This is a genomic window from Mucilaginibacter sp. PPCGB 2223 (assembly GCF_001705515.1).
Lineage (GTDB): Bacteria > Bacteroidota > Bacteroidia > Sphingobacteriales > Sphingobacteriaceae > Mucilaginibacter.
On record NZ_MDJS01000002.1, the window covers coordinates 770,193 to 793,675 of the forward strand.

Genomic DNA, 23,483 nt, shown 5'->3' on the forward strand with positions numbered 1-23,483 from the left:
GTATTATACAAGTCAGCTTCTTCAATAATATCAATTATAGTATACCCTATGAAAAGTAAAAAGCTGCCCCCTCGCGGTGCAGCTTTTTACGAACTTCTAATTAACTGACTTAAACAAAAAAACACTAAACAAACTCTACTTCTGTGGGAGAAGTGTGATACAAAGATGCAAGGGATATCGCACCCGCAACGCAGTGATAACACCGTATTTTACGGTTGAAAACACGGTACCCAATAGGGCTAAATCACCTCCGGTCTGGTAAAAACTTAGGTTTTTTGCTTCTTCTTTTTGGCAGCGGGGAACAATACGTTGTTGAGGATGAGCCTGTAACCCGGCGAGTTGGGGTGCAGGGTAAGGTCGGTAGGCGGTTCGTTAAAGCCGTGCTGATAATCTTCGGGATCGTGGCCGCCGTAGAAGGTCCATTGGCCCTTGCCGTACTCGCCGTGGATGTAGCGGGCCTCGTTGGCGCGTTTGAATTCGCCTAAAATCGTAACGTAGGGTTTGATCTTGCTTTCGTTGAAAGCTGTGGCCAGTCCTTTAAAACCTTTGATCACCCGCTCGTGATCCTGCGTAAGCATGCTGGCTACCACATCCCACTTGGCCGAAAAATCGAACAGGGTGAAAAAATCTTCTTCCTGCGGGATGTGCCGGGTTGGGCCATCGTCGATATCGCTGAACTGGCGCCCGAACGCCCCGGTGTTTACATTGAAATTCTGAAAAGCGAGCGTCTGGCTAAAGTCGAGCTTCGATTGTGCATCGGGGTCGGCATCGTCGCCATCGTATATCGATTCGCAGATATCGGTGTTGGCGGCAGCCAGCGCAATGTCGAAACTATCTGCGCCAGAACACATCGCCAGTAAAAAGCCGCCATTTGCGCAAAAATCCTTGATGCGTTGTGCTACGGCCAGTTTCATTTTCGATACTTTTTTAAAACCCATGCGGTGGGCTGTGGCTTCCTGGGTTGCTTTGTCCTCCATAAAACGGCCCTGCCCGCGGCCGCGGAAGGATTGCTTGCTGTACTGGCCGGTAAAGTCCTCGTGGTGCAGGTGCAGCCAGTCGTATTTGCTCAGATCGCCTTTCAGCACTTCTTCATCGTAAATGATATCAAAAGGTATTTCGGCGTATTTCAGCACCAGGATCACCGCATCATCCGACGGCAGCACACCGATCTTAGGCGAATAAACTGCCATGCGGGGCGCCTTCTCCAGCTTCACCACTTCCATATTGACCGACGGATCGGATATCTGGGTGATGATATCGGCAGCCTTGGCATCGGCAATCACTTCGGCGCTCACGCCGCGGATGCGGCATTCGTCCTCGGTCTTTTTTTCGTATTTGCACATAAAACTGCCGCCGCGGTAATTGAGCAGCCAATCCACCTCGCCGCCATTCTTCAATATCCAGAAAGCCACCCCGTACGATTTGAGGTGATCTTTCTGCGCCTCATCCATCGGTATCAATATCGAAGCCGCCTTAACTGATGCAGAGATCAGCAGCAGGATAAAAACTACAAAATATTTTGAATGGCGCTTCATCTATCCAAATATAACAAACAATAGATGAAGGTATTGTGGCAGCGAATGTAAATAGTATGATAGATAGGCCTCCGGGCGCTGCTAACGGTTACACCGTACAGCAGCTGACTGTGCAGATATGAGCTCAATCATTTTTCTTTTTGCCAAACTTTTTCGTCCATTTACCAACAAATTTTTTCTCCGGTTTAACCGTCATATGGCGCACCTTAGGCACAGCACGTTTAGCATAATTGATCACATTGATCGCTCTTTCTTTCGAATGTTCTGTAAATTTAGGTACCGGGTTGTCTACCGTAGTAACCGGAGCTTCCACAAACTCATTGCGGGCTTCTATGGATGTCTTACTAATATATTTACCATCACCAGCTATGTCGACACCTACGGCTTTTAGAGCCGCCATATCACGGGGCCGCTTAGCGAGGTATTGTTGTACTTTGGTGCCCGCGTCTGCTAAACTACCGAACACATTATCCTGGGTAGCTAAAAACTGCTCAGTTTTATACTTGGCTTTTTCTTTGCTCATAACCTCGGCCAATTCTCTTTTATTTTCGGCTGCCTTAATTGCCAATTCTTCCTGCTCTTTCGAAAGCTTTTCGGCCTTACCTGTAAACGATATACTCTGATACCAGGCTTCGGCTACGTAAGGTATATGCCCATGGTTCGTCCAGTTACCTTTTTTCATGAAAATATGCCCCAGGCTTTTTTCGGCGGTAATATCTATAAGTGCAGATTGATCATCGCCCAAATCAACAGCAATATCCGGGCGCGTGCCATTAAGCATACCTGTGGTTTGAAAATTAAAACCGTCTTCACCGGCTAATCGGTTGTTTATCTTGCTTTCGATAATATAGCCCGCAGCTGTTGATGGGTGCATGGAGTAGTTGCCGGCCTGGTACTCTTTTAACCTGAGCAGGTATAGTGCCTGGAAAGCCGGATTTGCATCGTTTAGGTTATTTACCTCAATTTCGGCATGGGCCTGGTCTACCGCGTCCGACACTTTGTTTGCAGCCACATGCGCAAATTCTTCCTTATCTTTTTTTGCGCAGGGGGTCGTTTCAAATTCTTTAGGTTTCCAGCGCTTTAGTTTTAGCTGTATGGGCGCTGTAGCGGCCGCATTACTTGCAAACCTGCCCTGTATAAGCGCCGCACTTTTTTGAGCAGGCGCAGGTTTATTTTGCAGAACGGGTACGGCAGGCATACTATTGCTGTTTTTGCCTGTGGTTTGACTGGCAATGGCTCTTGATGAGGCAATCGGTCTTTGTTCGGCCCTGGTTCTTTGCACTGCGATAAAAATATCTCTATAAAAATATTGTCATTTTATCAGAAATCATAATTTGATAATATCAAATTATATTAATAAGGAGCAAAAAAATAAAGAACAGCCTCAACCTATTGAAGCAGTTCTTTATAAGATGGGTAAGTTTACTTAACCGGCGCAGGCAAATTCTGTGGCTGGCTGAGTGTTAAACCGCTCTTGATGTCAACAGCTTTCGAGTCGAATTTGATCGTGCCGCTTGTTAAACCCGGGCGACTCGCAGTAACGGTAATAGTACCCGGTTTCAGCGTCGAGCGGATCATTACACGGTTAATGCCGCATTCGGTATCCAGGTATAGGTTATTGGTGCTGTTCAGTTTGGCTTCGTTAACGCCGCCGCGCCATACTACCGGCCCCGTTACGGCAAAATCAACCTTGGCTTCGTCGGTTGGGCAGCGGCGGCCCTGCGCATCAACCACTTCAAAATCTATAAAGGCAACATCGCTGCCGTCGGCTTGCAGGCCCTGCGGGCCGGTGTGCAGGGTAAGCTTAATGGCCTTTGCCTCGCCGGCTGTTTGTATCTCGTCCTGGGCAACAACCTTGCCACCTTTGCTAACCACGGCTTTAATGGTACCCGGCATGAATGTAACATCCTTAAAGGCATAAATAAAGCCGGTGTTCTCGCCTTCGCCCGGTGTCGATGTACGGTCGCTGCGGCCTATGGTATCTTTAAAGTTAATAGGTTTGGTTTGCACGCCAAGCGATTTACCGTTTAAAAACAGCTCTACCTTATCGCCGTGCGATGCGGCTACATACATGTTTTTTTTGGTGCCTGCAGGATACGTCCAGTGGCCGATGATATGCGCATCGGCCTTCTCGTTCTGCATTACGCGCGATACATAGAACAGTTGTTTTGGTAAACGCACTCCGTCAACCTTACCGCTCACGCGTTCAACATAGCTGCCCTGCTGCCGGCCATCGGCATCCGAATCCGAAAAATAGATAGAGGTATAGCCCGACCATTTTGAATGATCAGGATCCTTATTGTCGATCCGGTTGCTGATGTAGGCGTTATAACGCACAGCGCCGGCTAAACAAAAATCCTCCGAGTTCCAGTGGTAGCTGTCGCTGCCCGGGCCTGGGCGGCCGCCTGCGCCTTCAACAATATGCGGTTTAAAACCAAAATGCGGCGGCGAGTAATTATCCCAAATGTTCCGGCCGGCCTCATCTCTGAAATCCTCGGCCTCAACCAGCGGCGCCTTATCGCGGCGGGCTATGCTGTACCCGCGAAAAATATCATCGCCGGTAACTTTGTCTGTTTTCGGATCCTGGCCTATCATCACACTATAATATTCCGATATCGGCGTGAGCGCATTATTCAACGCCGCGTCGTCATTGTCCCTGGTGCCCATTACCCGGCCGCCGTACGGGTCGAGCTCTTTGCGCATGGCAACCAGCTGGTTCATCTGGTCGGCGGTTACTACGGTATTGCCTGCTTCCCAAAACAGGATGCTCGGGTTGTTGCGGTAGTATATCATACTGGCTTTCATCACGGCGGCACGCTGGTCCCACTGTACGCCGGTAACCAGGCGTTCTTTATCGCCGGCGGGGCAAACTTCAACTATGCCAAAGCGGTCGCAGCCATCCACGTCAGCGCGTTCGGGCGCAACGTGCATCCAGCGTACGTAATTGCCGTTGCTTTCGCGTATCATCGATAAAGTATAATCGTGCATCCAGTTAGGATAGGCGCCGCCCAAACCGGCCCAGTCATCTGCCGAGCGCTGCGAATAGCCGGTTAACCAGATAAATTTGCCGTTAATGTAAACACCGCCGGTACCCGCGCCGCCTTTAAACTCGGTTTGGCGGAAGCCGGTTCGGGTATCCACTACATCGGCCACTTTGCCGTTTACGGTCAGTATCGAGTACATATGGTACAGGTACGGATCGGCAGGTTCCCAAAAACGGGCAGCCGTTAACATACCTTCGGCAGTAAACATTTCTGCCTGGCCTGCCACCAGGTCGGATGTATTGCCATCGAGCTTTGCGCGAACTACGCCGTCATTATCAACCACCACGGCCGATAAAGTGATCGAGGCATAATCGCTGGTCTCGTTTACCACTTCGGCTTCTATCTTCAGGTTGGCGGTTTTATTTTTAAGATCGATGGCCTGAGGATAAATGTATACACCGCGGGTTTTTAAACCTTCGTAAAGCGGCAGGGTTTGGTAAACTTTGCCGGTTACGATAAGTGATGCGTTACGGTTTAACCCGCCGAAATTCGGGTTAAAATCTTTCGAGTTCCACTCAAAGGGTGTTTGGGTTGCTTCCTCTTTGTAGCTGGTGCTGTTATCAACCTTAACGGCCAAAACATTGTCCTTTCCACCAAAATTTGCTGCATCGGTAATATCCAGGCCAAAGGCGGTAACACCGTTCTCGTATTTGCCGATGGCTTTGCCGTTCAGAAAAAACCGGCCAGCCTGGCGCAGGCCCTCAAACTGTAAAAATATCTTCTGGCCTTCGGCACTGGCAGGCAGTTTAAAGTGCTTGCGGTACCAGCCAATGCCCATCATTTTTTCGCCGACGTCGCCGCCACCATGGCTGATGTATGCACGGTAAGTATCGGTTTCGTTCCAGGTGTGCGGCAGGCTTACGGCGGCCCAGCCCGAATCGTCGAACCCAGGCTGGTCGGCCCCGGCTACATCGCCGAAGGTAAATTTCCAGTCGGGGTTAAAATTATAAGTGGCACGGGGCGAAGTTGGCGGCGCGTATGCGGCAGCTTTATTTTGTGCCTTAGTGTGTGCAGCCAGCAGAGCGTACACGACCAATAAGAGGAACAAATGCTTCTTCATCATAAAAATATTGTACAGTATTTTTTAGGATATTATAACTGAAAACTAAGTTGGGCAAGCTTGGCGGGTTTTACAACCTGTACTATCCTGTTTGTTTCAATGTGCAAATATGCAGATGAGGTAAATGTGTAAATGTCCTTGCTCCTTATCGCTTCATCCAAAAAACACATGGGTATTTATGGGTATCTGACAGTTTTGTTTTTGCTTATTGTCTCTTGATTATTCAACCAGGGGGGAAATTGTAAGAAATTCTTGCACGTTTTTGCCTTCGTCTTTCAGCTTCGCGCTTGCAGCATTAATCATAAATATACAAAAAAACCGGCACTTTTTCAAGATGCCGGCCAATGGTTTTTGCAGCTACAGGGATTATAATCCCGATCTTTTTTCAAATTCTTCGGGGTAACGCGCGCCAACGATATCGATAGCTTCGATAGCTTTATCCAAACCGTTCAGTTCATCGGCTGTAAGTTTGATATCAACCGCGCCTATGTTTTCTTCCAGGCGGTGCAGTTTGGTAGTGCCGGGTATAGGCGCCATCCAAGGCTTTTGCGCCAGTATCCATGCCAGGGCTATCTGCGCAGGGGTAGCGTTCTTTTGGCTGGCGATATCTTTAAGTATATCTACCAACGCCTGGTTCGCTTCCATCGCTTCGGTAGTAAAACGCGGCACGATAGAGCGGAAGTCGTCGTTACCGAATTTGGTATCTTTACTAATGCTGCCGGTTAAAAAGCCCTTGCCCAGCGGGCTAAAGGGCACGAAACCAATACCCAGCTCTTCCAGCATCGGCAGCAGTTCGTCTTCGGGTTTGCGCCACCAGAGCGAATATTCGTTTTGTATGGCCGCAACAGGCTGTACCGCATGTGCGCGGCGAATGGTGTTAACCCCCGCTTCCGACATCCCGAAGTGTTTTACCTTACCTTCCTGTATCAGGTCTTTAACCGTCCCGGCAACGTCCTCGATAGGTACTTTCGGGTCGACTCGGTGCTGATAAAACAGGTCGATACGGTCGGTATTCAATCGTTTTAGCGATGCCTCGGCTACGCTGCGGATATTTTCGGGGCGGCTGTCGACACCCGCACGGGCATTACCCTTTTCAAACCCGAATTTGGTTGCGATCACTACTTCATCACGGAAGGGCGCCAGTGCCTCGCCTAATAATTTTTCATTCTCAAAAGGTCCGTAAGCTTCTGCCGTATCAAAAAAAGTGATGCCGCGTTCATAAGCGGTGCGTATCAGTTTGATGGCTTCCCCGTGCTCGGTTGCCGGCCCGTAAGCAAAGGTTAAACCCATGCAGCCAAGGCCAATGGCCGATACCTCGAGGCCGCTGTTTCCTAATTTTCTTTTTTCCATATTGTTTATGCTTTAAATTGCGATACAAAGTTGGAGCCTATTTTGCTGCCTCTTGTTATACCCATTACGGTATTACTTACCATTATTACTGATGCCGGGTTGAGCATGGGATAAACCATCATCGAAGCCTTATCTTTGATTAACAAAAACAGCCATTGCCATGGATAAGATCATCAGGTTAGAAACCGTAAGCCAGTATAACGGCTTCAACAATAACGAAACCCTGCACCCGCTGGTAAGTATTGTCGATCTGTCGAAAGCCGATCCGCGAAAGCATGTCCGTGTAAATACAAGCCTTTACATGATATTTTTAAAAGAGGTTAAGTGCGGCGACCTGCGCTATGGCTGTAATTACTACGACTATGAAGAAGGTACGCTGGTATTCATCGCACCGGGGCAGGTTATCGGTATCGAAGCTGATAATTATTACCAGCCCAAAGGTACAGTGCTGGTGTTTCACCCTGATTTGTTACGCGGTACCGCCCTGGGCAAACACATACACGATTATACTTTCTTTTCGTACGATGCACACGAGGCGCTGCACCTTTCGGAGCGGGAGCGGCAAATTGTATTGGACTGTTTTTCGAAGATCGCATTTGAGCTGAACCAGGCTATCGATAAACACAGCAAAACGCTCATCACATCAAACATCGAACTGTTTTTAAACTACTGCGCCCGCTTTTACGACCGCCAGTTTGTTACCCGCGACACCGTGCACAAAGGCATCCTGGCTAAATTTGAAGAACTGCTGAATGCCTATTTCTGGTCGGATAAACCGCAAAACCTGGGCCTGCCATCGGTAGCCTATTGCGCCGGGCAGATGGACCTGTCGGCCAATTACTTTGGCGATCTGATCAAAAAGGAAACCGGCAAAACCGCGCAGGAGTACATCCAGGCCAAACTGATGGATATAGCCAAAGAGCAGATTTTCGATACCAGCCGCTCGGTAAGCCAGATAGCCTACGGCCTGGGCTTTAAATACCCGCAGCATTTTACCCGTTTGTTTAAGCAACGCGTGGGGCAGTCGCCTAATGAGTACCGGATGTTGAACTGAGCTGCATTGGCACAGACGGATGATTGCGTTAGGGATAGCAGCGGTACCGGCCTGTGGCTAATGCCTGTGAAGTATGAGCGGATAGCCCGACCCGCAGGAGCAACGCCCTGAAAATAAGGTCCTTTGCTGGCGCACGCGTGCCGCGTGTGCCACATAAAGCCAATCAATTTTACAGGAGTTCAATATTGATTAGCCCTTTGCCATCAGCATAATCAATTGCGCTTGAATATTTCCAGTGATGTGCTTCATTAACGAATCCAGCTTCTACGGGATTATTATGAAGATAGTCGGCTTTTTGTTCAATAACTTTTGCGCTCCATAACTCGATAGGGCGATTATCATGCTGCCAAAACTGATATTGCTTTACATTGCTGCTTTTTGAGGCAGCACGTTTAAACATTCATAGCATCCACTCTTTCCTCGACTCTTGGGCATTTTCAAAAATTTCCTTTACCAAACGTTTTGAAGTATACTCTTTCAATCTGCCTAATACAATTTCAGGATTATTATTCCTTGCACAAAATATCAAATGCACATGACTGGGCATTATACACCAACAGTAGAGTTGCATGCCGAGATTATTTTGGCAGTAAATAAGGCTTTCCACAATAACGTCCGTATAAAACGGTCGAACGAATACATCTATCCAATAAACTGTTGCAAAGCTTACAAAGTGTAAACCTTCCTTATTTAAGAACTAATATTTTCTGCTCATCTTGATTGCTAAATATAAGGTAAAATATATTTAAACATAGGCTAAGCACACGCGACACGCGTGCGCCAGCGATTTGTGCCAACAAGAAATCTCTACAGCAACGAAGCATCACATTTATCTATACATCAAAAAATAACCGCCCGCGGCCTGCCCAATCAGGCTGGTTGGTGGACAGGCTTTTTGCGTTTGCGGGCGGCTTTGACAAGGAGGATAATGAATAAACCAAGCATGTTTTTATCTGAAATAACATTTTTCGTTACCGGGAGTAACATCGCCTTTGCGCAGGTAGATGCCCAGTGAAATTTCGTGCGAGCCATAATTGTAACCTCCCAGCGAGGTGGTAGAGTAATCAAACGCATAACCTACGCGCAGCTTATCGGTAACAAAAAACTCGACCATGGCTACCGTGGCGTTTGTTTTAGGTAAGCCGCCGGGCAGGTTTGGTTTGTTGTACAAAGGCACAGCTGTGCGGTAGGTGCCGCCAACCCAAAGGCGCTCGCTTAACAGTACAAACAGGTTAAGGTCGAGGCTGGTGGGGCCGGCACGATCGTCTTTTAACAGGAAGGAGGGGTTCAGCTTCGTATCGTCGGTCATATCAAACAGCGTTCCGGCAGTTAAATAATAATGTGGTTTAGGTACCGGCACCAGCATCGATTTATCCTGCTGCATGTTCTGTGCGATCAGGTTATCGGCCGAAAAACCGGCGTAAAAATTATTGGTGCTGAACATCACCCCGGCGCGAGCATCCGGAAATAACGAGCTTACCGCAGATGTAGGGATGTAATTATCGCCCTCCTGCACGGCGCTAAGTTTGGTGCCGTCCAGCCCGGCCTGGATGAAGCCGACACCCACACCGAATGAAAGGCGGGTACCATCGTCTTCGCCCATCGGTATGTGGTAAGCCAGGTTGAAATTGGTAGCAAGGCTGCTTTGTGCACCGAGCTTATCGGCAGCTATCATCATACCCAAACCAACCTTGGTATCAGCTACAGACACATCACCGGCAATCGAAAAACTTTGCGGCGAACCCGGAAAACCCGTCCACTGCGAGCGGAAGAACGAATGCACGTAAAAGTCCTGCTTATACCCCGCATAAGCGGGGCTGACATACAGGCCGTTAAAAATGTACTGGCTGTACTGGGCATCCTGCTGCGCAAGGGCATCCAGGCTCATGATGGCTAAACAGGTTATAAAAAACAATCTTTTCATCGTATGCGCACTAATTGTTATCTGATTTCTATTGTTTTACCGCCGATCGTAAAAGAGTTATGTACCCTTTGTAGATATCCGATTTGCTGTTGGTAGTTACTTTCAGGATATAGAAATAGGTTCCCTCGTTCAACCCCGGGGCCGTCCAGTCGTTCTGGTAGTATTGCTTGCGGTAAACCACATTGCCCCAGCGGTTAAAGATGGTGATCTCGTTATCTGCATAAAAACTCAGGTTAGGTATGATAAAGCTGTCGTTCTTACCATCATTGTTAGGCGTGAACACGTTGGGGATGTACAAACCGTCGATATCCTTACTGTCCGACGATTGGTTGTTGGCCAGGTTACCATCAGTTTCGGCCGATGTTACCGATGCCGAGTTAACGATTTTACCATGCATATTGGCCTTAACCTGCAGTGTTAATACCGCTTTACCATTGGCTGCCATATTGCCAACCTGCCAGGTAATGGTGCGGCTGCTCACATCATAGCTGGCGATACCCAGGGTAGTACCGGCGATGCTGACATAATCAAGCTCGGGTGGCAGGGCGTCTTTCATCTGCACCTGGGTTGCGGGCATATTGCTCTTGTTTTCGACGGTTAATGTATACTGATACACCTCGCCGACACGTACGCTGCGCGCTTCGGAAACTTTAAGCACCGACATATCAACGATCTTATCGATCACATCGAGCACACCCGGCCTGTAGGTTATCTGGTAATTATTGGCGGTAAAACCCGAAGGCATAATGCTGTACCTGCCTACATCAACCGAACCTATGGCACTGCCGCTATAGGCAACCTTGCCCTGTAGTACCGAAGGCGTTTCGCCGTTTACAAAACCGGCGTATGTTACACCGTTACCTTTGGTATAAGGTTGCCCGTCGCGGTATTTGGTATCGTTATTGGCTGTAATGAGTAAGGGTACTTTGGTAATGGTTAAAGTAGCATCGCGATAGTTAATAGTGTATTTGTTGGATAGTGCGCCCGAAACATGGATGGGATAACTGCCCACGTCGCTGCTGATGGTCGGCGCAGTTACCACTGCCGGTAAGTGGGTAAGTACCGACGGTCCGTCGCCATTAACAAAACCCTCATACCTGAAGGTTAGCGGCGGGTTTGGCGAACCATAGGGCCGCGTTTTATCATCGGCAATGATCCACAGGTCGGGAGCGATCTTCACTTCTATAGGTTCGGATATCGGCGAAGGACAGCCTTCTTTACTATAAGCTATTACGGTATAGATACCTGCGTTTTTAGCGTGATAATCCTTGGTGTTTGAATTGGCTATGGGTACGCCGTCTTTAAACCACTGATAAGCTGCGGCACCATTTGTTGCAGCATGCAAGGTAATTGAGTCGCCTCTTTTGATGGTTACACTGGCAATGGGGCCGCCGTATTTATGCGTAACAAAGCCTGCCGCTGAAAAACTCAGCAGCAGGCTAATAAGCAATATGAGGTAGCGTCGCCCCATTAAGGTATCAGGCCAGTGTGCTTAAAACATTACGGACCGGTAACAATAACAGGTTTGGTTGGCACAGGCACCACAGTAATAGTTGTCGTGGTCGACGAGCTGCAACTGCTGTTCAGTGTATAAGCAACCGTTACGCCGAAGGTTACCGAACCGGCTGTCGATTCGTTTACTGTGTAAGTGCTTGATGTTGCACCCGGTATATCAACGCCGTTGCGTGTCCATTGGTAAGTATAGGTATAGCCCGAACCATTAACCGGCGTAGCACTCAAAGTAGCGCTGGTCTGACCGCTTGCGCAGACGTTCGAGCTGCTGGCAGTAATACCCGCGGTTATCGGCGGAAGCACGAAAACGTTGAACGGATCGGACGAAGCAGAGGTACAGCCCGTCGAGTTGATCTGTACCAATTGATAGGTGTAATAGCCCGGGCCGGTAGGTGTTTCGGTATAGGTGCTGCTGCTGCCATCCTGTACCAGTTGCATGGTGCCGTCGGTTTTCTTTTTATACCATTGATAGGTATAACCCGCGGTAGGGGTTGTTTTCAACTGGATCTGTCCGCTGCTGCAGATAACCTGCGATACGGCAGCTGCACTGCCCGGCGGAGCGGTCACGGCATCGCTGGGCCCGGTAAACGGCGTTTGTGCAAAGGCCGAACTGATGATTACGGCGAAAAGCAATGTAAGGCATGCTTTTAAAGGGGTAAATTTGTTTTTCATTGTGTGTGGGACTTTTATTTTTAAAGTGGGACGTTTGTGATGACTGGTTTAGGTGGATTGGGATATAAATTCGCCGTGATGTTTTTGCGGCAGACAGGCGCGAACGAAATATCATCCAGCGCAAAATCATTACCTGATGCCGCAGTGTTTTGATTGACAATACCGATGGTAGCTGTAGTGTTGCTGCCCGAACTCCATCTTACCGTAAAGTTTTGCCAGGCGCCCAGGGTAGAGGTAAGCGTGATATTACCCAACTGTACCCCGTTGATGGAAAAATTCAGGATACCCGGGCTGCCCGATGTTACCGATGCACCCCATACCGAAAATACATAGGTAGTGTTTGTCTGTACGCTGATGGACTCCGACCATACGGTAACGTTGGCTGTCGACGCGCCATTAACCACCATCATATAACCGGTACCATCATTTTTGGTATGATCGTTGAATGTGGCAAAACTCGAGTGCTCGCTGTGCGGGTTCTGCAGCACAGCATAGGTGCCTTCGGCTACCAGGCTTGTCGTATTTCTGGTATAGCTGCTGTTAAAGCCCCTGTAATGGTTGCTGGCGTTTTCAAAATTACCGTTTGAAACAGCATCCTCGTCGTATCGTACGGTTTCCCACCAGTAGGTGCCCGATGAAGTAACCGTGATTGAATTACCGGTAGAGCCGTTGCTCCAGGCGTAATTGGTATAGCCGGGATCTACAGTTAAGGTCATGCTCGATGTGCACGCAGATACAGTGGCATCTGTTAAACTGCATGCCGAAACCGGGGGCTCAACTGATGCTATCGCCGAAGCATTGTCAGGGCTGTTATGGTAAGATGGTTTAAAGGAAAGGTGATGGGCAACAAAAAGCACAGGTACTACAAAGCTTATTGCAGCAGCAAAAAAGTGGTTTGTAAATCGCCTGAAGTAAAAATTTACCATGCTTTACGTGCATAAATTATGCCTGGGCTTTTTTACGTAAATATTACCGGTAATGTTTTACATTTTAGAAAGTTTTAGAATTGATTTTGTAAATTATTCTTATTAAAGTTAAATATAGCGATTTGAACAAACGCAAGTATCCCTTAATGTCTATGGTATTGAATATGACGCGTTTACAGGAGGCTGCAATGCGCCGGTAAATTTGTGTCAGAGTTTGTGTACGGGTAGTGGTTTAGCAGCAGGGGCAGGTTGGTTCTCTGCTACGATAACAAGAATCAACCTACATTTTCATACCGCCCATATCGCTGCCATTTTTAAATACGGATTCGCTGCTGAGCAAATATGCCCCGCTTGTAACTATCACTTCGCCTGTATTCGCACCCGATAATATTTCTGCATAAGTATGGTTGCGCCTTCCGATTTCGATCATCCTCGGCGAAAAACTGCCATCACTGTGTTTTACCCATACATGGTTACCCTTATTATCGGAAAGAATTGCTGTGACGGGCACCGCTAAGGTGCGATCGTTGCCGCCAATCAACACATTTGCCTGCATCCCCGGCCGGAGCTGTTTTTGCAGGTTTGAGACACCGATCCTCACCAGATCGATCTTTGAGGCATCTGATAGTTCGGGGTTCATAAAGGTTACCCTGCCTTTCAGAATCTGACCGTTAAGATCAGGGAAAGATACATTAACCAATTGCCCCGGGTGCAATGCGCCGGTTTCGCTGGCGTATAACTGCGCCTGTACCCACAGGCTGCCGAGCCCCTGTATTTTAAGAATCGTTTCGCCCTCGGTGATATAATCGCCCTCATGCACATTCAGTTCACTTACTGTACCGGCAACTGTACTTACAATCATAGCCGATCCGGTTACCCTGCCTGATTTCGCAAGTGCGGTGATTTGCCCCGCGGTTAGTCCCCACAGCTTAAGTTTGCTTTCGGCAGCACTGATGAGTGCGGGGTAATCCACATCCGGGTTATGCAGCTTTTGCTGCTGCTCCCTGGCCAGCAGGTATTCTTTTTCGGCTTCCTGCAGATCTTCACTGTAAAGGCTGTATAGCGGCTGGCCCGTTTTTACCTCTTCGCCGGTTGTGCGAACGAAAAGGCGCTGTACACGGCCCGAAAGCCTGGCGCTTTGCTCGCCGCTGGCATTTTCGTCGGCAGTTACCGTACCTGTTATGATTTTTTCTTCACCGGTATTTTCTTCCCTCACGGTGTCGGTTCGGATACCTGCCAGTTGTTGCTGTGCCGCTGTAAGCTGGATGCGGTCGGTTTGACTACCGGTATTAACTTCCACTTTGATAAGTTTCATACCGCAGATGGGGCAATTACCCGGATGATCTTCATGTACCTGCGGGTGCATCGAGCAGGTGTAGTAAAACTGGCTTTGGGCCATTGCCTGTGCTGCTGGTTTTTGATCATGGTGCCCGCAGGCCGATAAAAAAAGCATCAGCAGCACAAAACTTACAATTTTATACAGATTACGTTTATTCATGTTTTTGCGTTTTAATAAAGCTATCGCTGTCAGATAAATACTGGGCGTTTAATGCTACGCTATCCCGCCCGGTAAGGCCGCCGCTGATCAATACCCGGCCACCATTTTGTATGCCTGTTTGCACGGCGTGCGCACGGTAAACAACACCATCTTTAAGCCACACGATATTTGTTTGCCCCAGGCTGATTACCGCTGTGCGCGGCAGCCACAGGCCCGATTTTGAGCCGGTATGTATTTTTGCCTCAACCAGGCTTCCTGCCTTCATGCCGTGCTGGTGATTGTTCAGGTAAACCCTTATACTTGTTGTGCGGTCGCCGGTTTGTAACACCGGTTCGATAAAGTCGATCTTGCCCTCCATCGTCATTTGCTGGTCGCCGATGTAAAGCTTTACAGCCTGGTTTAGTTTGAGCTTGCCTGCATCGGCCTGTTTGATCTTGATTATCGCCCATAGCCGGTGCGGATCAACAACGTTAAACAGGGTCTGACCTTTTTGAATAAACATGCCTTCTTTAATGGCAAGCGGCATATTCTGCGCATAATCCGTTACTTCATCAGTTTTGGGGCCAGCCATCTGGCTGTGTGCCACGTCGTGTACATGCCCATCGTAAGGGCTGTAAACCGGCAGGCTGTAAAATGCTTTTCCTGTTTTACTAAGTTCAAGTACCTGGTCGCCGGTCATGCCGAGCAGCAGTAGTTTTTGTTTCGCAGCGTTGATCAAAGTGACCTCAGCAGGCGAGTTTTTGAGCAGGAAAACAAGATCCTGTTGCGCGCTTACCATTTCCGGACTGTAAACATCCATCAAACGCTGCCCTTTATGCACCTCCTCAAAAGCGTATTTGATGTACAGCCTTTCAACACGGCCCGAAAACCTTGCTGCTATATTATTGTAGGTACGGGTGTCAAATGCAAGATAGCCCTGTGCCGCCACGGTATCGATCACAGTAGCCAACAACGGCCTTACCGCTTTGACGTCCGATATCACCGCGCTGTTAACCGGTTGCAGAACGGTTTGCAGGCTGATACCGGCCTGCTCGCTTGGCGTTACCGTTTTTTTAACAAGCGTCATGCCGCATATCGGGCAGCTTCCCGGATGCTCCTCATGTACCTCCGGGTGCATGGGGCAGGTGTAGGTAATCTGTTGCTGTTCCTGCTGTATGGATGCCTGTTTGGGCTGCTCTTTACAAGCCGCAAATACCAGGATGATCAATAAAAGATTAATACTTTTCCACTTCTTTTTCATAAGTTACCTGTAAATTGATAATATCCTGCAGGTGGTCTAATGCCGACATACGCGCGCTTTGCAGATCATTGATGCTGTTCAGCACTGTGGGCAGGTCGCCGGTGTTCTGGTCATAAGCCAAAAGGGCCGTCTTATAGCTGTTCTGCAAGGCCGGGATAATGTTAAGTTGATAATTGGATAACTGCTTTTGCTGACTGGCCAGTTGTACTTTTAACGAGACCAGCTGACCGGACACCTGGTTGAGCAGGTCGAGCCTTTTTTGCTGGAGTTCCTCGGTTTCATAGCGGATGCCTTTCAAATTGGCTTTATACTCCTTTGACGCCCATGGTACAATAGGTATGGTTACCGATGCCATCAGGATATACTGGTTGGCATAACCACCATAGCTGAACATGTGGCCTGCCTGTATGCCAAAATCGGGTTTACGTTTACTGTACTCCACCTCAGTGTTAAGCCGGTTTAGTTCGATATTACGATCGATACCCCGGATATCGCTGCGCGCAGCCGCTAAGGTGGCAGTGTCGGCAGTTGAAGGCAGTGCCCGTATCACCAGGTTTGTATCGATGCTAAAGGGCGCCTGTTTATCCCGGTTCATTAGCGTATTAAGCATTACACTGCGCTGGCTAATCTCATTATTTAATTGTTCGCTGCTGTTGTCCAGCTCAAATAATTGTGCTTTGGCCTTGTAGATATTGCTTAGTTTTTCCTTCCCGTAAGTGAGCCGGATGTTCGCATCTTTCAGCATATAATCCAGCAACTGCCTGGTATTTTGCAGTATCGCCAGTTTTTTCTCGAGCACCACGCGTTCCAGGTAATATTGCCTGGCCTGTGCAAAAAGCTGGTTTTTTAAATAATTCTTATCTTCTGCCGTTACCTTCGATAACCCTTGCTGGTAGGCAGCTTTAGCTTTCAGCTTAGCGGGGTTAGTAAACATCTGTTCGGCCTGGACCATAAACGAGCCCATATTGGGGTTAAGCGAATACGGCGTTTGGTACTGGCCGGCACTGATCTTTGGCGCATCGATGCTGCCAGCGCCGGCGGCATAGGCATCCTGTGCGCTTGCCTTTGCATCAAAAGCAAGTAACGATGGGTTTCGCCCGACTTTCGCCAGCACGCTATCCAGCGTCATCACCTGTGCCTTCACACTACTGCCCAATAGCAACAAGACAAGCAATGTGTATAATAACGATCTTTTCTTTTTCATGAGCTTATTCTTTTACTTCCAGTATATCCAGCCGGCCATGCTTCCGCAGCTCGTATTCTTTTACCATTAAAAAGATGAGTGGCGTTACCAGTAAGATATGTGTAGATGAGGTAAGCACCCCGCCGATCATCGGCAATACAATAGGGCGCATCACATCGCTGCCAGTTCCGGTTGCCCAGAGCACGGGCACCAGGCCAAACAGCGCTACGCAAACCGTCATCAGTTTAGGCCGAAGGCGCTTTACAGCACCGTTCATTACATAATGGCGCAGGTCATCGCGGCTGATCGTTTTGCTGCTGTTGCCTTTCGCTGCAACCAACTGCTGCATGGCATCATTGAGGTAGATCACCATCACGATACCAGTTTCGACAGCAATGCCGAACAGGGCAATAAAGCCGACAGCCACAGCAACCGAAAGATGTACGCCGAATGCCCATACCATATAAGCACCGCCAATAAGGGCGAAAGGGATGCTGATGAGGCTAAAGAAAGCCTCCCGTGCCGATTTAAATGCGAAATACAGGCAGGCAAAGATGATTACCAGCACGATAGGTAAAATGAGCTTCAGCGTGCCTTCGGCCCGGATGAGGTTTTCATATTGCCCGCTCCACTCGATATAGTACCCTTTAGGCAGGCTTTGCAGCAGGGTGTTCAATTTGTTCTGCGCAGCTTTTACCGTGCTGCCCAGGTCGCGCCCCCGCACATTAAACAATACGGTTCCGCGCAGGAGGGCGTTTTCCGACTGGATCATGGCCGGACCATCGCTGAAGCGGACATCTGCCACTGATGATAGCGGCACGGGCCCCATGGCCGGTGTTTGCACCAACGTCCGTTTAATATCGTCCAGGTTATCCCGGTATTGCTGCGCGAGGCGGGCATTAATAGCAAAGCGTTGCCTTCCCTCTACGGTTGTGGTCAAATTCATGCCTCCGAGGGCGCTTTCTACCACCTCGTTCACGTCGTCCACACTCAAACCATAACGGCCGATGGCTGCCTTATCAACCACAATATCCAGGTATTTGCCGCCGGTTATAGGATCGACATACAGATCCTTTACACCGTCGATACCGGCAAGAGCCTGTTTCATGCGGTTAGCCAGTACATTGATGGTGTCGAGGTTTTGGCCATATATCTTCAGGCCGACGTCGGTACGGATACCTGTCGAAAGCATATTGATGCGGTTGATGATGGGCTGCGTCCAGCCGTTAACCACACCCGGGATCTGCAGTTTGGCATTCAGCTCGTTGATGATGCCTGCTTTATCGATCCCCTTACGCCATTGCTCCCTCGGTTTAAGCAGGATGATCGTTTCGGTCATACTGATTGGCGAATTGTCGGTCGCTGTGCTTGCCCTGCCGGCTTTGCCCAGTACATCGGCCACTTCGGGCACGCTTTTAATAATTCTGTCTTGTATCTGTAAAAGCTGCTTGGCCTGTGCGTTTGAAACATCAGGCTGGGTAACAGGCATAAACAGGATGGTACCTTCGTCCAGCGGGGGCATAAATTCGCTGCCCAGGCTGATCAGCAAAGGTATGCTGATAAGCAGCGCCAGGATGTTTACGGCGAGCGTAGTTTTGCGCCAGCGCATACACCAGTCTAATACGGGCCGGTATAGCCACTCGAGGCCGCGGTTGAGCGGGTTACGTTCGTCGCTCCTTAACTTACCTTTTAAAAAGAACGAGATGAGTACCGGGGCCAGCGTAACCGCAAGGATCGCATCGATAGCCAGGATAAATGTTTTTGTCCAGGCCAGGGGGCCAAACAGCTTGCCTTCCTGCCCGTGCAGTAAAAACACCGGTAAAAAAGAAGTAACAATGATAAGCGTTGAAAAGAACACGCCGCGGCCAACCTGCTTGCAGGAGCGCTCGATAATGCCGATGCGCTCGTGGTTTGTTACCGTACCTGATAACGACAGGCTGCGATGTGCATTTTCTACCATGACGATGCCGTTATCTACGATCACGCCAATAGCCAGGGCAATGCCTGTAAGCGACATGATATTCGAACTGATACCGAAGGCATTAAGCAGGATAAAGCTTGCGGCAACAGTAATCGGTATCTGGATGATAATGCTTAACGCACTGTGCCAGCTGAAAAGGAACAGGATCACGATAAGCGATACGGTGATCATTTCCTCGATGAGTGTATGCTTTACCGAGGCAACCGCACTTTCTATCAGTTCGCTGCGGTCATAGGCGATATGAAATTTCACGCCTTCGGGTAAGCCTTTTTGCAGATCCGCCATCTTCGCTTTTACATTGTGTATCACCTCATCGGCATTTTCGCCATAACGCATCACCACAATGCCGCCTACAGCTTCGCCGGTGCCGTTCCGGTCGAATATACCCAGGCGCTCATCGCCGCCCATCTGTACGCTGGCAATGTCTTTTAATGTTACCGGTATCGTATTATTAAGGCCGACCGGGATATTTTCCACATCGGCTATCGTTTTGATATAACCCAGGCCGCGCACAATATAGCCTGTGCCGTTCATCTCGAATTTGCGGCCGCCCACATCATTATTATTGCTTTTTATCGAACGCAGCACCTGCGAAAGCGGGATGCGGTAATAGTTAAGTTTGCCGGGGTCGATGCTGACCTGGTATTGTTTTTCGAACCCGCCGAACGAGGCAACCTCGCTAACGCCCGGAACGGTTTGCAGGCCGAGTTTGATATACCAGTCCTGCAGGGCGCGCTGTTCGCCCAGGTCGGTGTTTTTGGCATCAAGCGTGTACCACAGGATATGGCCGACGCCGGTTCCATCGGGCCCAAGGGTAGGCGTTACCCCTTGCGGCAGCAGGCGTTGGGCATAATTGAGGCGCTCGAGCACACGGCTGCGCGCCCAGTACACATCCGCCTTGTCGTCAAATACAATATACACAAAGCTCATACCGAACATGGAGGTGGCCCGGATGGCTTTAACTTTCGGAATACCTTGTAAATTGCTTACCAGCGGATAGGTTACCTGGTCTTCCATCAGTTGCGGGCTTCGACCGGCCCATTCGGTGAACACGATCACCTGGTTGTCAGACAGATCGGGAATGGCATCTACCGGGTTTTGCGCTATCGACCAGGCTCCCCAGCCAAAAAGGCCGGCAGCCAGTATCAGGACGATATACCTGTTTTTTAACGACAGGCTAATCAGTTTATTAATCATCTTATATCAGATAAAAGGGCCCGCCGCCCGGCGGCGGGCCGTACATTACATTTTCATTTTTTCGGCAGGTTTCTTTTTGGCGTCGGCTTTTTTCACCAGCGTCATGCCGCATTTGGGGCATTTGCCAGGTTTGTCCGACAGCACTTCCGGGTGCATGGTGCAGGTGTACTGCACTTTTGCCGGCTTTGCCTTTTTTGTGGTGTCGGCAGTTACTTTGCCGGTGTGCAGATCGGCAGCCCAAACGCTTGCAGCAGAAAACAGGATGGCTACAGCCATCAGCATTACTTTTTTCATGGTTTTAAAAATTAAAAAATGGATGAACAAGCATGCGAAAAACACATGCATTACTATGATAGAGATGACTAAAAGCTCATCAGCAGGCAGCAGAACGCAGCCTGAGAAAAAGATCAGATACGATAGTTACAGTTGAGGATATAGATAGGATTTGTTTGTCGCCCCGGTGGCGGCCGTACCAGGTTTACCTGGTTTGCAGGCGCTGCCGGTAATATAACAGACGCTAAGTTTGCCGCAGGCAGGGCCATCGGCGAAACATCTTTGTCTTTGTAATGCGTGTAAGCGGCAGGGGTATGACTATCCTTTATTTTAAGACAGACTTTCTCGGTTTTACAGCATTTGTGTTTGCCGACAGGTGATTTTTCGGCAGAGCCCAGGGTAAGTGAAACTGCAGCAAGCTTACCGCAACAATAAAAACGGTTAGCCACCATACCCAGGCAGGACAGCTGGTATACCAGGATCAATATGATGACTGATGCGCGTTTCACTTAACGAAGATAGTATTATTATTGATGAGTTTGATAAAATTTAACAAACCCATCTTAACATAATGGGTTCGCTGTTTCGTATTTCAAAGTTAGTCGGCACCCGCGCAAAATACTTACATCATTTTGTGTTCTGCTTATAAAATTCCGTTAAATCTGGTCGATCGGCTTCCGGGTTTGCGAATGATGGTTTTTAAATTCGGTGGGCGTGAGGCCGGTAACCGATTTAAACTGGCCCGACAGGTGCGCACTGCTGCTATAACCCATACGGTAAGCAATTTCGTTCAGGTTCAGTTCGCCATATCCCAATAGTTCTTTAATCTTTTCAACCTTTTGCTCGATAATAAAACGCTCGATGGTTTTGTCCTGAGCGTTTGAGAACAAACGGCTCAGATAAGCATAATCGCGGTTTAACCTGCCGGATATCAGTGCCGAGAACGTCGTGTTTAAAGCAGACAGGTCTGAATGGTGAACCAGTTCGACGATCGTGTTTTTAATAGCCTCAACCGTTCTGTCGCTTTCCTTATCAATCAGCTCAAACCCGGGTACTTTTAACGAGGCGGCTATGAGTTGCATTTGTTCGTGGTTAGGTTCGGGGGTAATCCCGGCTTGCCCCAGGCTAATATGGGATACGGTAAAGCCGAGGCCCTCCAGCTGCTGACGAACGATCATCCCGCAGCGATCGCAAACCATATTTTTGATATACAAAACCACCATACAAATTTAGTGCATTTTCAGGGTTTTTCGGCCACGTAAGAAATAAACAACGGATAATGGAATGAATACAAAATTGAGCCAGGTATTATAGTTCCATTCAAAATGCTGGCCCGTCATGGCCATACTGCCCTGATGGGTTTGAGGCAGCCAGTTTAAAGCAGCAAAAGAATAATCCAGGATCAGAGCAGTAAAAAAGATACTTGCAGCCATGGTGACGAACAACAGCCACATAGGTTTGCTGCCATAATAACTGCGAAAGACCATCAGCATAGGAATAGTTACCAGGTCGGACAGGATAAATGCGATCACCCCACCGAAAGATATCCCGCCATGCCATAACACAGCCGCCATAACGATATTGCCCACCGAGCAGACAAAGGCAATAACTGCCACCAGGATACCCACAATTGCATTCCAGGCTAATACCAAAATATGTGGCAGTTGATGATCGGTCGTCAGGAACAGGCTTTGCCAAAACCTGTCGGGCACCAGCACCATCAGCACCGACGAAACAACCAGGCCGATCAGGATATCTTTTCCTACCATCGTCACATCCATAAAAAAATGGCCGCTTGCAGTTTGTAGTTTGTCGGCAACATTGGGTTCAACTATATCTGTTTTCGCGGGCATGCTATGGCAGCACGAAGGTTTCTGCTCGTGCTGATGGCTATGCCCTGAAGCATGATCGTGATTATGGTGGTTGCCATGTTCGTTTTGTTTGGTATGGGCCAGGGCCTGTTCTTTAAGTTTGGATGAAAATAACCGCCGGATCAGGATAGCGGAAATGACAATGAAAAATAAACCGCCAAAAACCTCACCGCCAAAAAACGACCAGCCCAGTAATGATACGATCACAATAAAAATTTCGAAAACCAGGTTCGTGCTTGCCACCATAAAAGCTACTGCGTTGGGCCAGGTGGCCCCTTTGATGAGCAATGTGCGGGCCATCGAAGCAGCCGCATAAGAACACGACGACGAGATCGCTCCGAAAAAGGCCGACAAACCAAGCCCGCTGAGGCTGTCTTTCCCCAGCTTGTCCGAAATCTTTTTTGTCGGAACAAAAGCCCTTACCAGCGACGAAAGTATAAAGCCAAGCGCCAGGCCCCAGTAAATGTCCCAAACCATAAAGAACAGGGTGGTTGCTATTTTGATGATGTATTGCATTTTACTTTTTTTATAAAGCAAAATTAGCCACACTTAAGTTTTAGGGTTTACGCATAACCGATCTTCTTTTATAAAATTTTTGCCTGTGCTGTAAAACGGAAACGGTATACAGCCTATTAAGCTATGAGGAGGGATTAGCTTCGCTGTTCTGCTTTTGGGAGGAATCAAACCGACCTGCCGCCGTTTGTTATCGCACACTTCCATTTTTATTTTGCCGCTTATGCACAAGGTGAAGTTTTGCAATGCCGCAAATAAAAATGCCCCGGCTATTTGCCGGGGCGATACATTCGTGCGAAGCGGAGAGGGAGGGATTCGAACCCTCGATACACTTTTGGCGTATACACACTTTCCAGGCGTGCTCTTTCGACCACTCAGACACCTCTCCGTATCTGTAAAGGACTGCAAAAATATAATAATCCTGCATTATATCCATAAAATCTATCCGCTGTTAAATTTCTGCCGGGTATGTTAATCAGGTTTTCAATTTATTGATTTTTACGGGGATTTAAAAACGTATGGTTTCCGGCTTTCAAGGTTTAATAAGTGAAGTGCTCAAGACATGCATTGCAGTTTTGAAAATAATTGTAAAAGCTTGCTGATTATCTGTATATTCACAAATACATCGACAAACAACCGGGAAAAAGTAA

General features: G+C 48.5%; 18 protein-coding genes, 1 tRNA gene and 1 pseudogene. 1 reads left to right on the top strand and 19 read right to left on the bottom strand.

Going from position 1 to position 23,483, the window contains the following annotated elements; genetic code table 11:
- Window positions 1-266: 266 nt before the first annotated feature.
- The 4 genes from BEL04_RS13765 to BEL04_RS13780 all read right to left on the bottom strand — a co-directional run bounded on the left by BEL04_RS13765 (window position 267) and on the right by BEL04_RS13780 (window position 6,989).
- The gene (locus BEL04_RS13765) at window positions 267-1,535 is read right to left on the bottom strand and encodes an asparagine synthetase B (protein WP_066004822.1); all 1,269 of its coding nucleotides are present in this window, start codon (window positions 1,533-1,535) and stop codon (window positions 267-269) included.
- Window positions 1,536-1,659: 124 nt separating this feature from the next.
- Window positions 1,660-2,817, bottom strand: coding sequence for a hypothetical protein (locus tag BEL04_RS13770; protein ID WP_066004824.1), 1,158 nt, complete (start codon window positions 2,815-2,817; stop codon window positions 1,660-1,662).
- A 140-nt stretch (window positions 2,818-2,957) separates the two neighbouring features.
- Window positions 2,958-5,642 carry a sugar-binding domain-containing protein gene (locus tag BEL04_RS13775; protein ID WP_083227924.1) on the bottom strand — a complete coding sequence of 895 codons (2,685 nt, stop codon included), beginning with the start codon at window positions 5,640-5,642 and terminating at the stop codon, window positions 2,958-2,960.
- A 363-nt stretch (window positions 5,643-6,005) separates the two neighbouring features.
- A complete protein-coding gene (locus BEL04_RS13780) occupies window positions 6,006-6,989 on the bottom strand; it encodes an aldo/keto reductase (RefSeq protein ID WP_066004829.1) in 984 nt (327 codons plus the stop codon).
- 160 nt (window positions 6,990-7,149) lie between these two features.
- Between BEL04_RS13780 and BEL04_RS13785 the strand changes: the two genes are divergently transcribed.
- Complete coding sequence (locus BEL04_RS13785) at window positions 7,150-8,043, top strand: AraC family transcriptional regulator (RefSeq protein WP_066004830.1); 894 nt, start codon at window positions 7,150-7,152, stop codon at window positions 8,041-8,043.
- 169 nt (window positions 8,044-8,212) lie between these two features.
- On the opposite strand, the gene BEL04_RS24620 is transcribed toward BEL04_RS13785, so the two are convergent.
- From BEL04_RS24620 to BEL04_RS13855, 15 genes and pseudogenes are all read right to left on the bottom strand, one after another.
- A complete protein-coding gene (locus BEL04_RS24620) occupies window positions 8,213-8,443 on the bottom strand; it encodes a hypothetical protein (protein WP_254659578.1) in 231 nt (76 codons plus the stop codon).
- Window positions 8,444-8,695: pseudogene (locus tag BEL04_RS24625) on the bottom strand (transposase); the annotation flags it as partial.
- Between the two features lie 297 nt (window positions 8,696-8,992).
- A complete protein-coding gene (locus BEL04_RS13795) occupies window positions 8,993-9,967 on the bottom strand; it encodes a type IX secretion system membrane protein PorP/SprF (RefSeq protein ID WP_066004836.1) in 975 nt (324 codons plus the stop codon).
- Between the two features lie 28 nt (window positions 9,968-9,995).
- Window positions 9,996-11,438 (bottom strand): MBG domain-containing protein, encoded by a 1,443-nt coding sequence (locus tag BEL04_RS13800; RefSeq protein WP_066004838.1) that lies wholly within the window; start codon window positions 11,436-11,438, stop codon window positions 9,996-9,998.
- A gap of 29 nt (window positions 11,439-11,467) precedes the next feature.
- Complete coding sequence (locus BEL04_RS13805) at window positions 11,468-12,151, bottom strand: hypothetical protein (protein WP_066004840.1); 684 nt, start codon at window positions 12,149-12,151, stop codon at window positions 11,468-11,470.
- Between the two features lie 20 nt (window positions 12,152-12,171).
- Window positions 12,172-13,077, bottom strand: coding sequence for a hypothetical protein (locus tag BEL04_RS13810; protein ID WP_139113044.1), 906 nt, complete (start codon window positions 13,075-13,077; stop codon window positions 12,172-12,174).
- A gap of 280 nt (window positions 13,078-13,357) precedes the next feature.
- Entirely contained in the window at window positions 13,358-14,575 is a 1,218-nt protein-coding gene (locus tag BEL04_RS13815) for an efflux RND transporter periplasmic adaptor subunit (RefSeq protein WP_066004844.1), read from the bottom strand.
- Window positions 14,568-15,815, bottom strand: coding sequence for an efflux RND transporter periplasmic adaptor subunit (locus BEL04_RS13820; protein WP_083227925.1), 1,248 nt, complete (start codon window positions 15,813-15,815; stop codon window positions 14,568-14,570). The genes BEL04_RS13815 and BEL04_RS13820 overlap by 8 nt, the downstream gene beginning before the upstream one ends.
- Window positions 15,790-17,019, bottom strand: a complete 1,230-nt coding sequence (locus tag BEL04_RS13825) for a TolC family protein (protein WP_066004849.1) — start codon at window positions 17,017-17,019, stop codon at window positions 15,790-15,792. Before BEL04_RS13825 ends, BEL04_RS13820 begins: the two co-directional genes overlap by 26 nt.
- A gap of 4 nt (window positions 17,020-17,023) precedes the next feature.
- Window positions 17,024-20,176: an efflux RND transporter permease subunit gene (locus BEL04_RS13830; protein ID WP_066004851.1), complete on the bottom strand. Its 3,153-nt coding sequence runs from the start codon at window positions 20,174-20,176 to the stop codon at window positions 17,024-17,026.
- A gap of 45 nt (window positions 20,177-20,221) precedes the next feature.
- A complete protein-coding gene (locus tag BEL04_RS24040) occupies window positions 20,222-20,470 on the bottom strand; it encodes a heavy metal-binding domain-containing protein (protein WP_066005292.1) in 249 nt (82 codons plus the stop codon).
- A gap of 113 nt (window positions 20,471-20,583) precedes the next feature.
- Window positions 20,584-20,958 (bottom strand): hypothetical protein, encoded by a 375-nt coding sequence (locus BEL04_RS13840; RefSeq protein ID WP_066004853.1) that lies wholly within the window; start codon window positions 20,956-20,958, stop codon window positions 20,584-20,586.
- 147 nt (window positions 20,959-21,105) lie between these two features.
- Window positions 21,106-21,648: an AraC family transcriptional regulator gene (locus BEL04_RS13845; protein WP_254659579.1), complete on the bottom strand. Its 543-nt coding sequence runs from the start codon at window positions 21,646-21,648 to the stop codon at window positions 21,106-21,108.
- A gap of 30 nt (window positions 21,649-21,678) precedes the next feature.
- The gene (locus tag BEL04_RS13850; RefSeq protein ID WP_066004857.1) at window positions 21,679-22,836 is read right to left on the bottom strand and encodes a permease; all 1,158 of its coding nucleotides are present in this window, start codon (window positions 22,834-22,836) and stop codon (window positions 21,679-21,681) included.
- 297 nt (window positions 22,837-23,133) lie between these two features.
- A tRNA-Ser gene (locus BEL04_RS13855) sits at window positions 23,134-23,221 on the bottom strand.
- Between the last annotated feature and the right edge of the window lie 262 nt (window positions 23,222-23,483).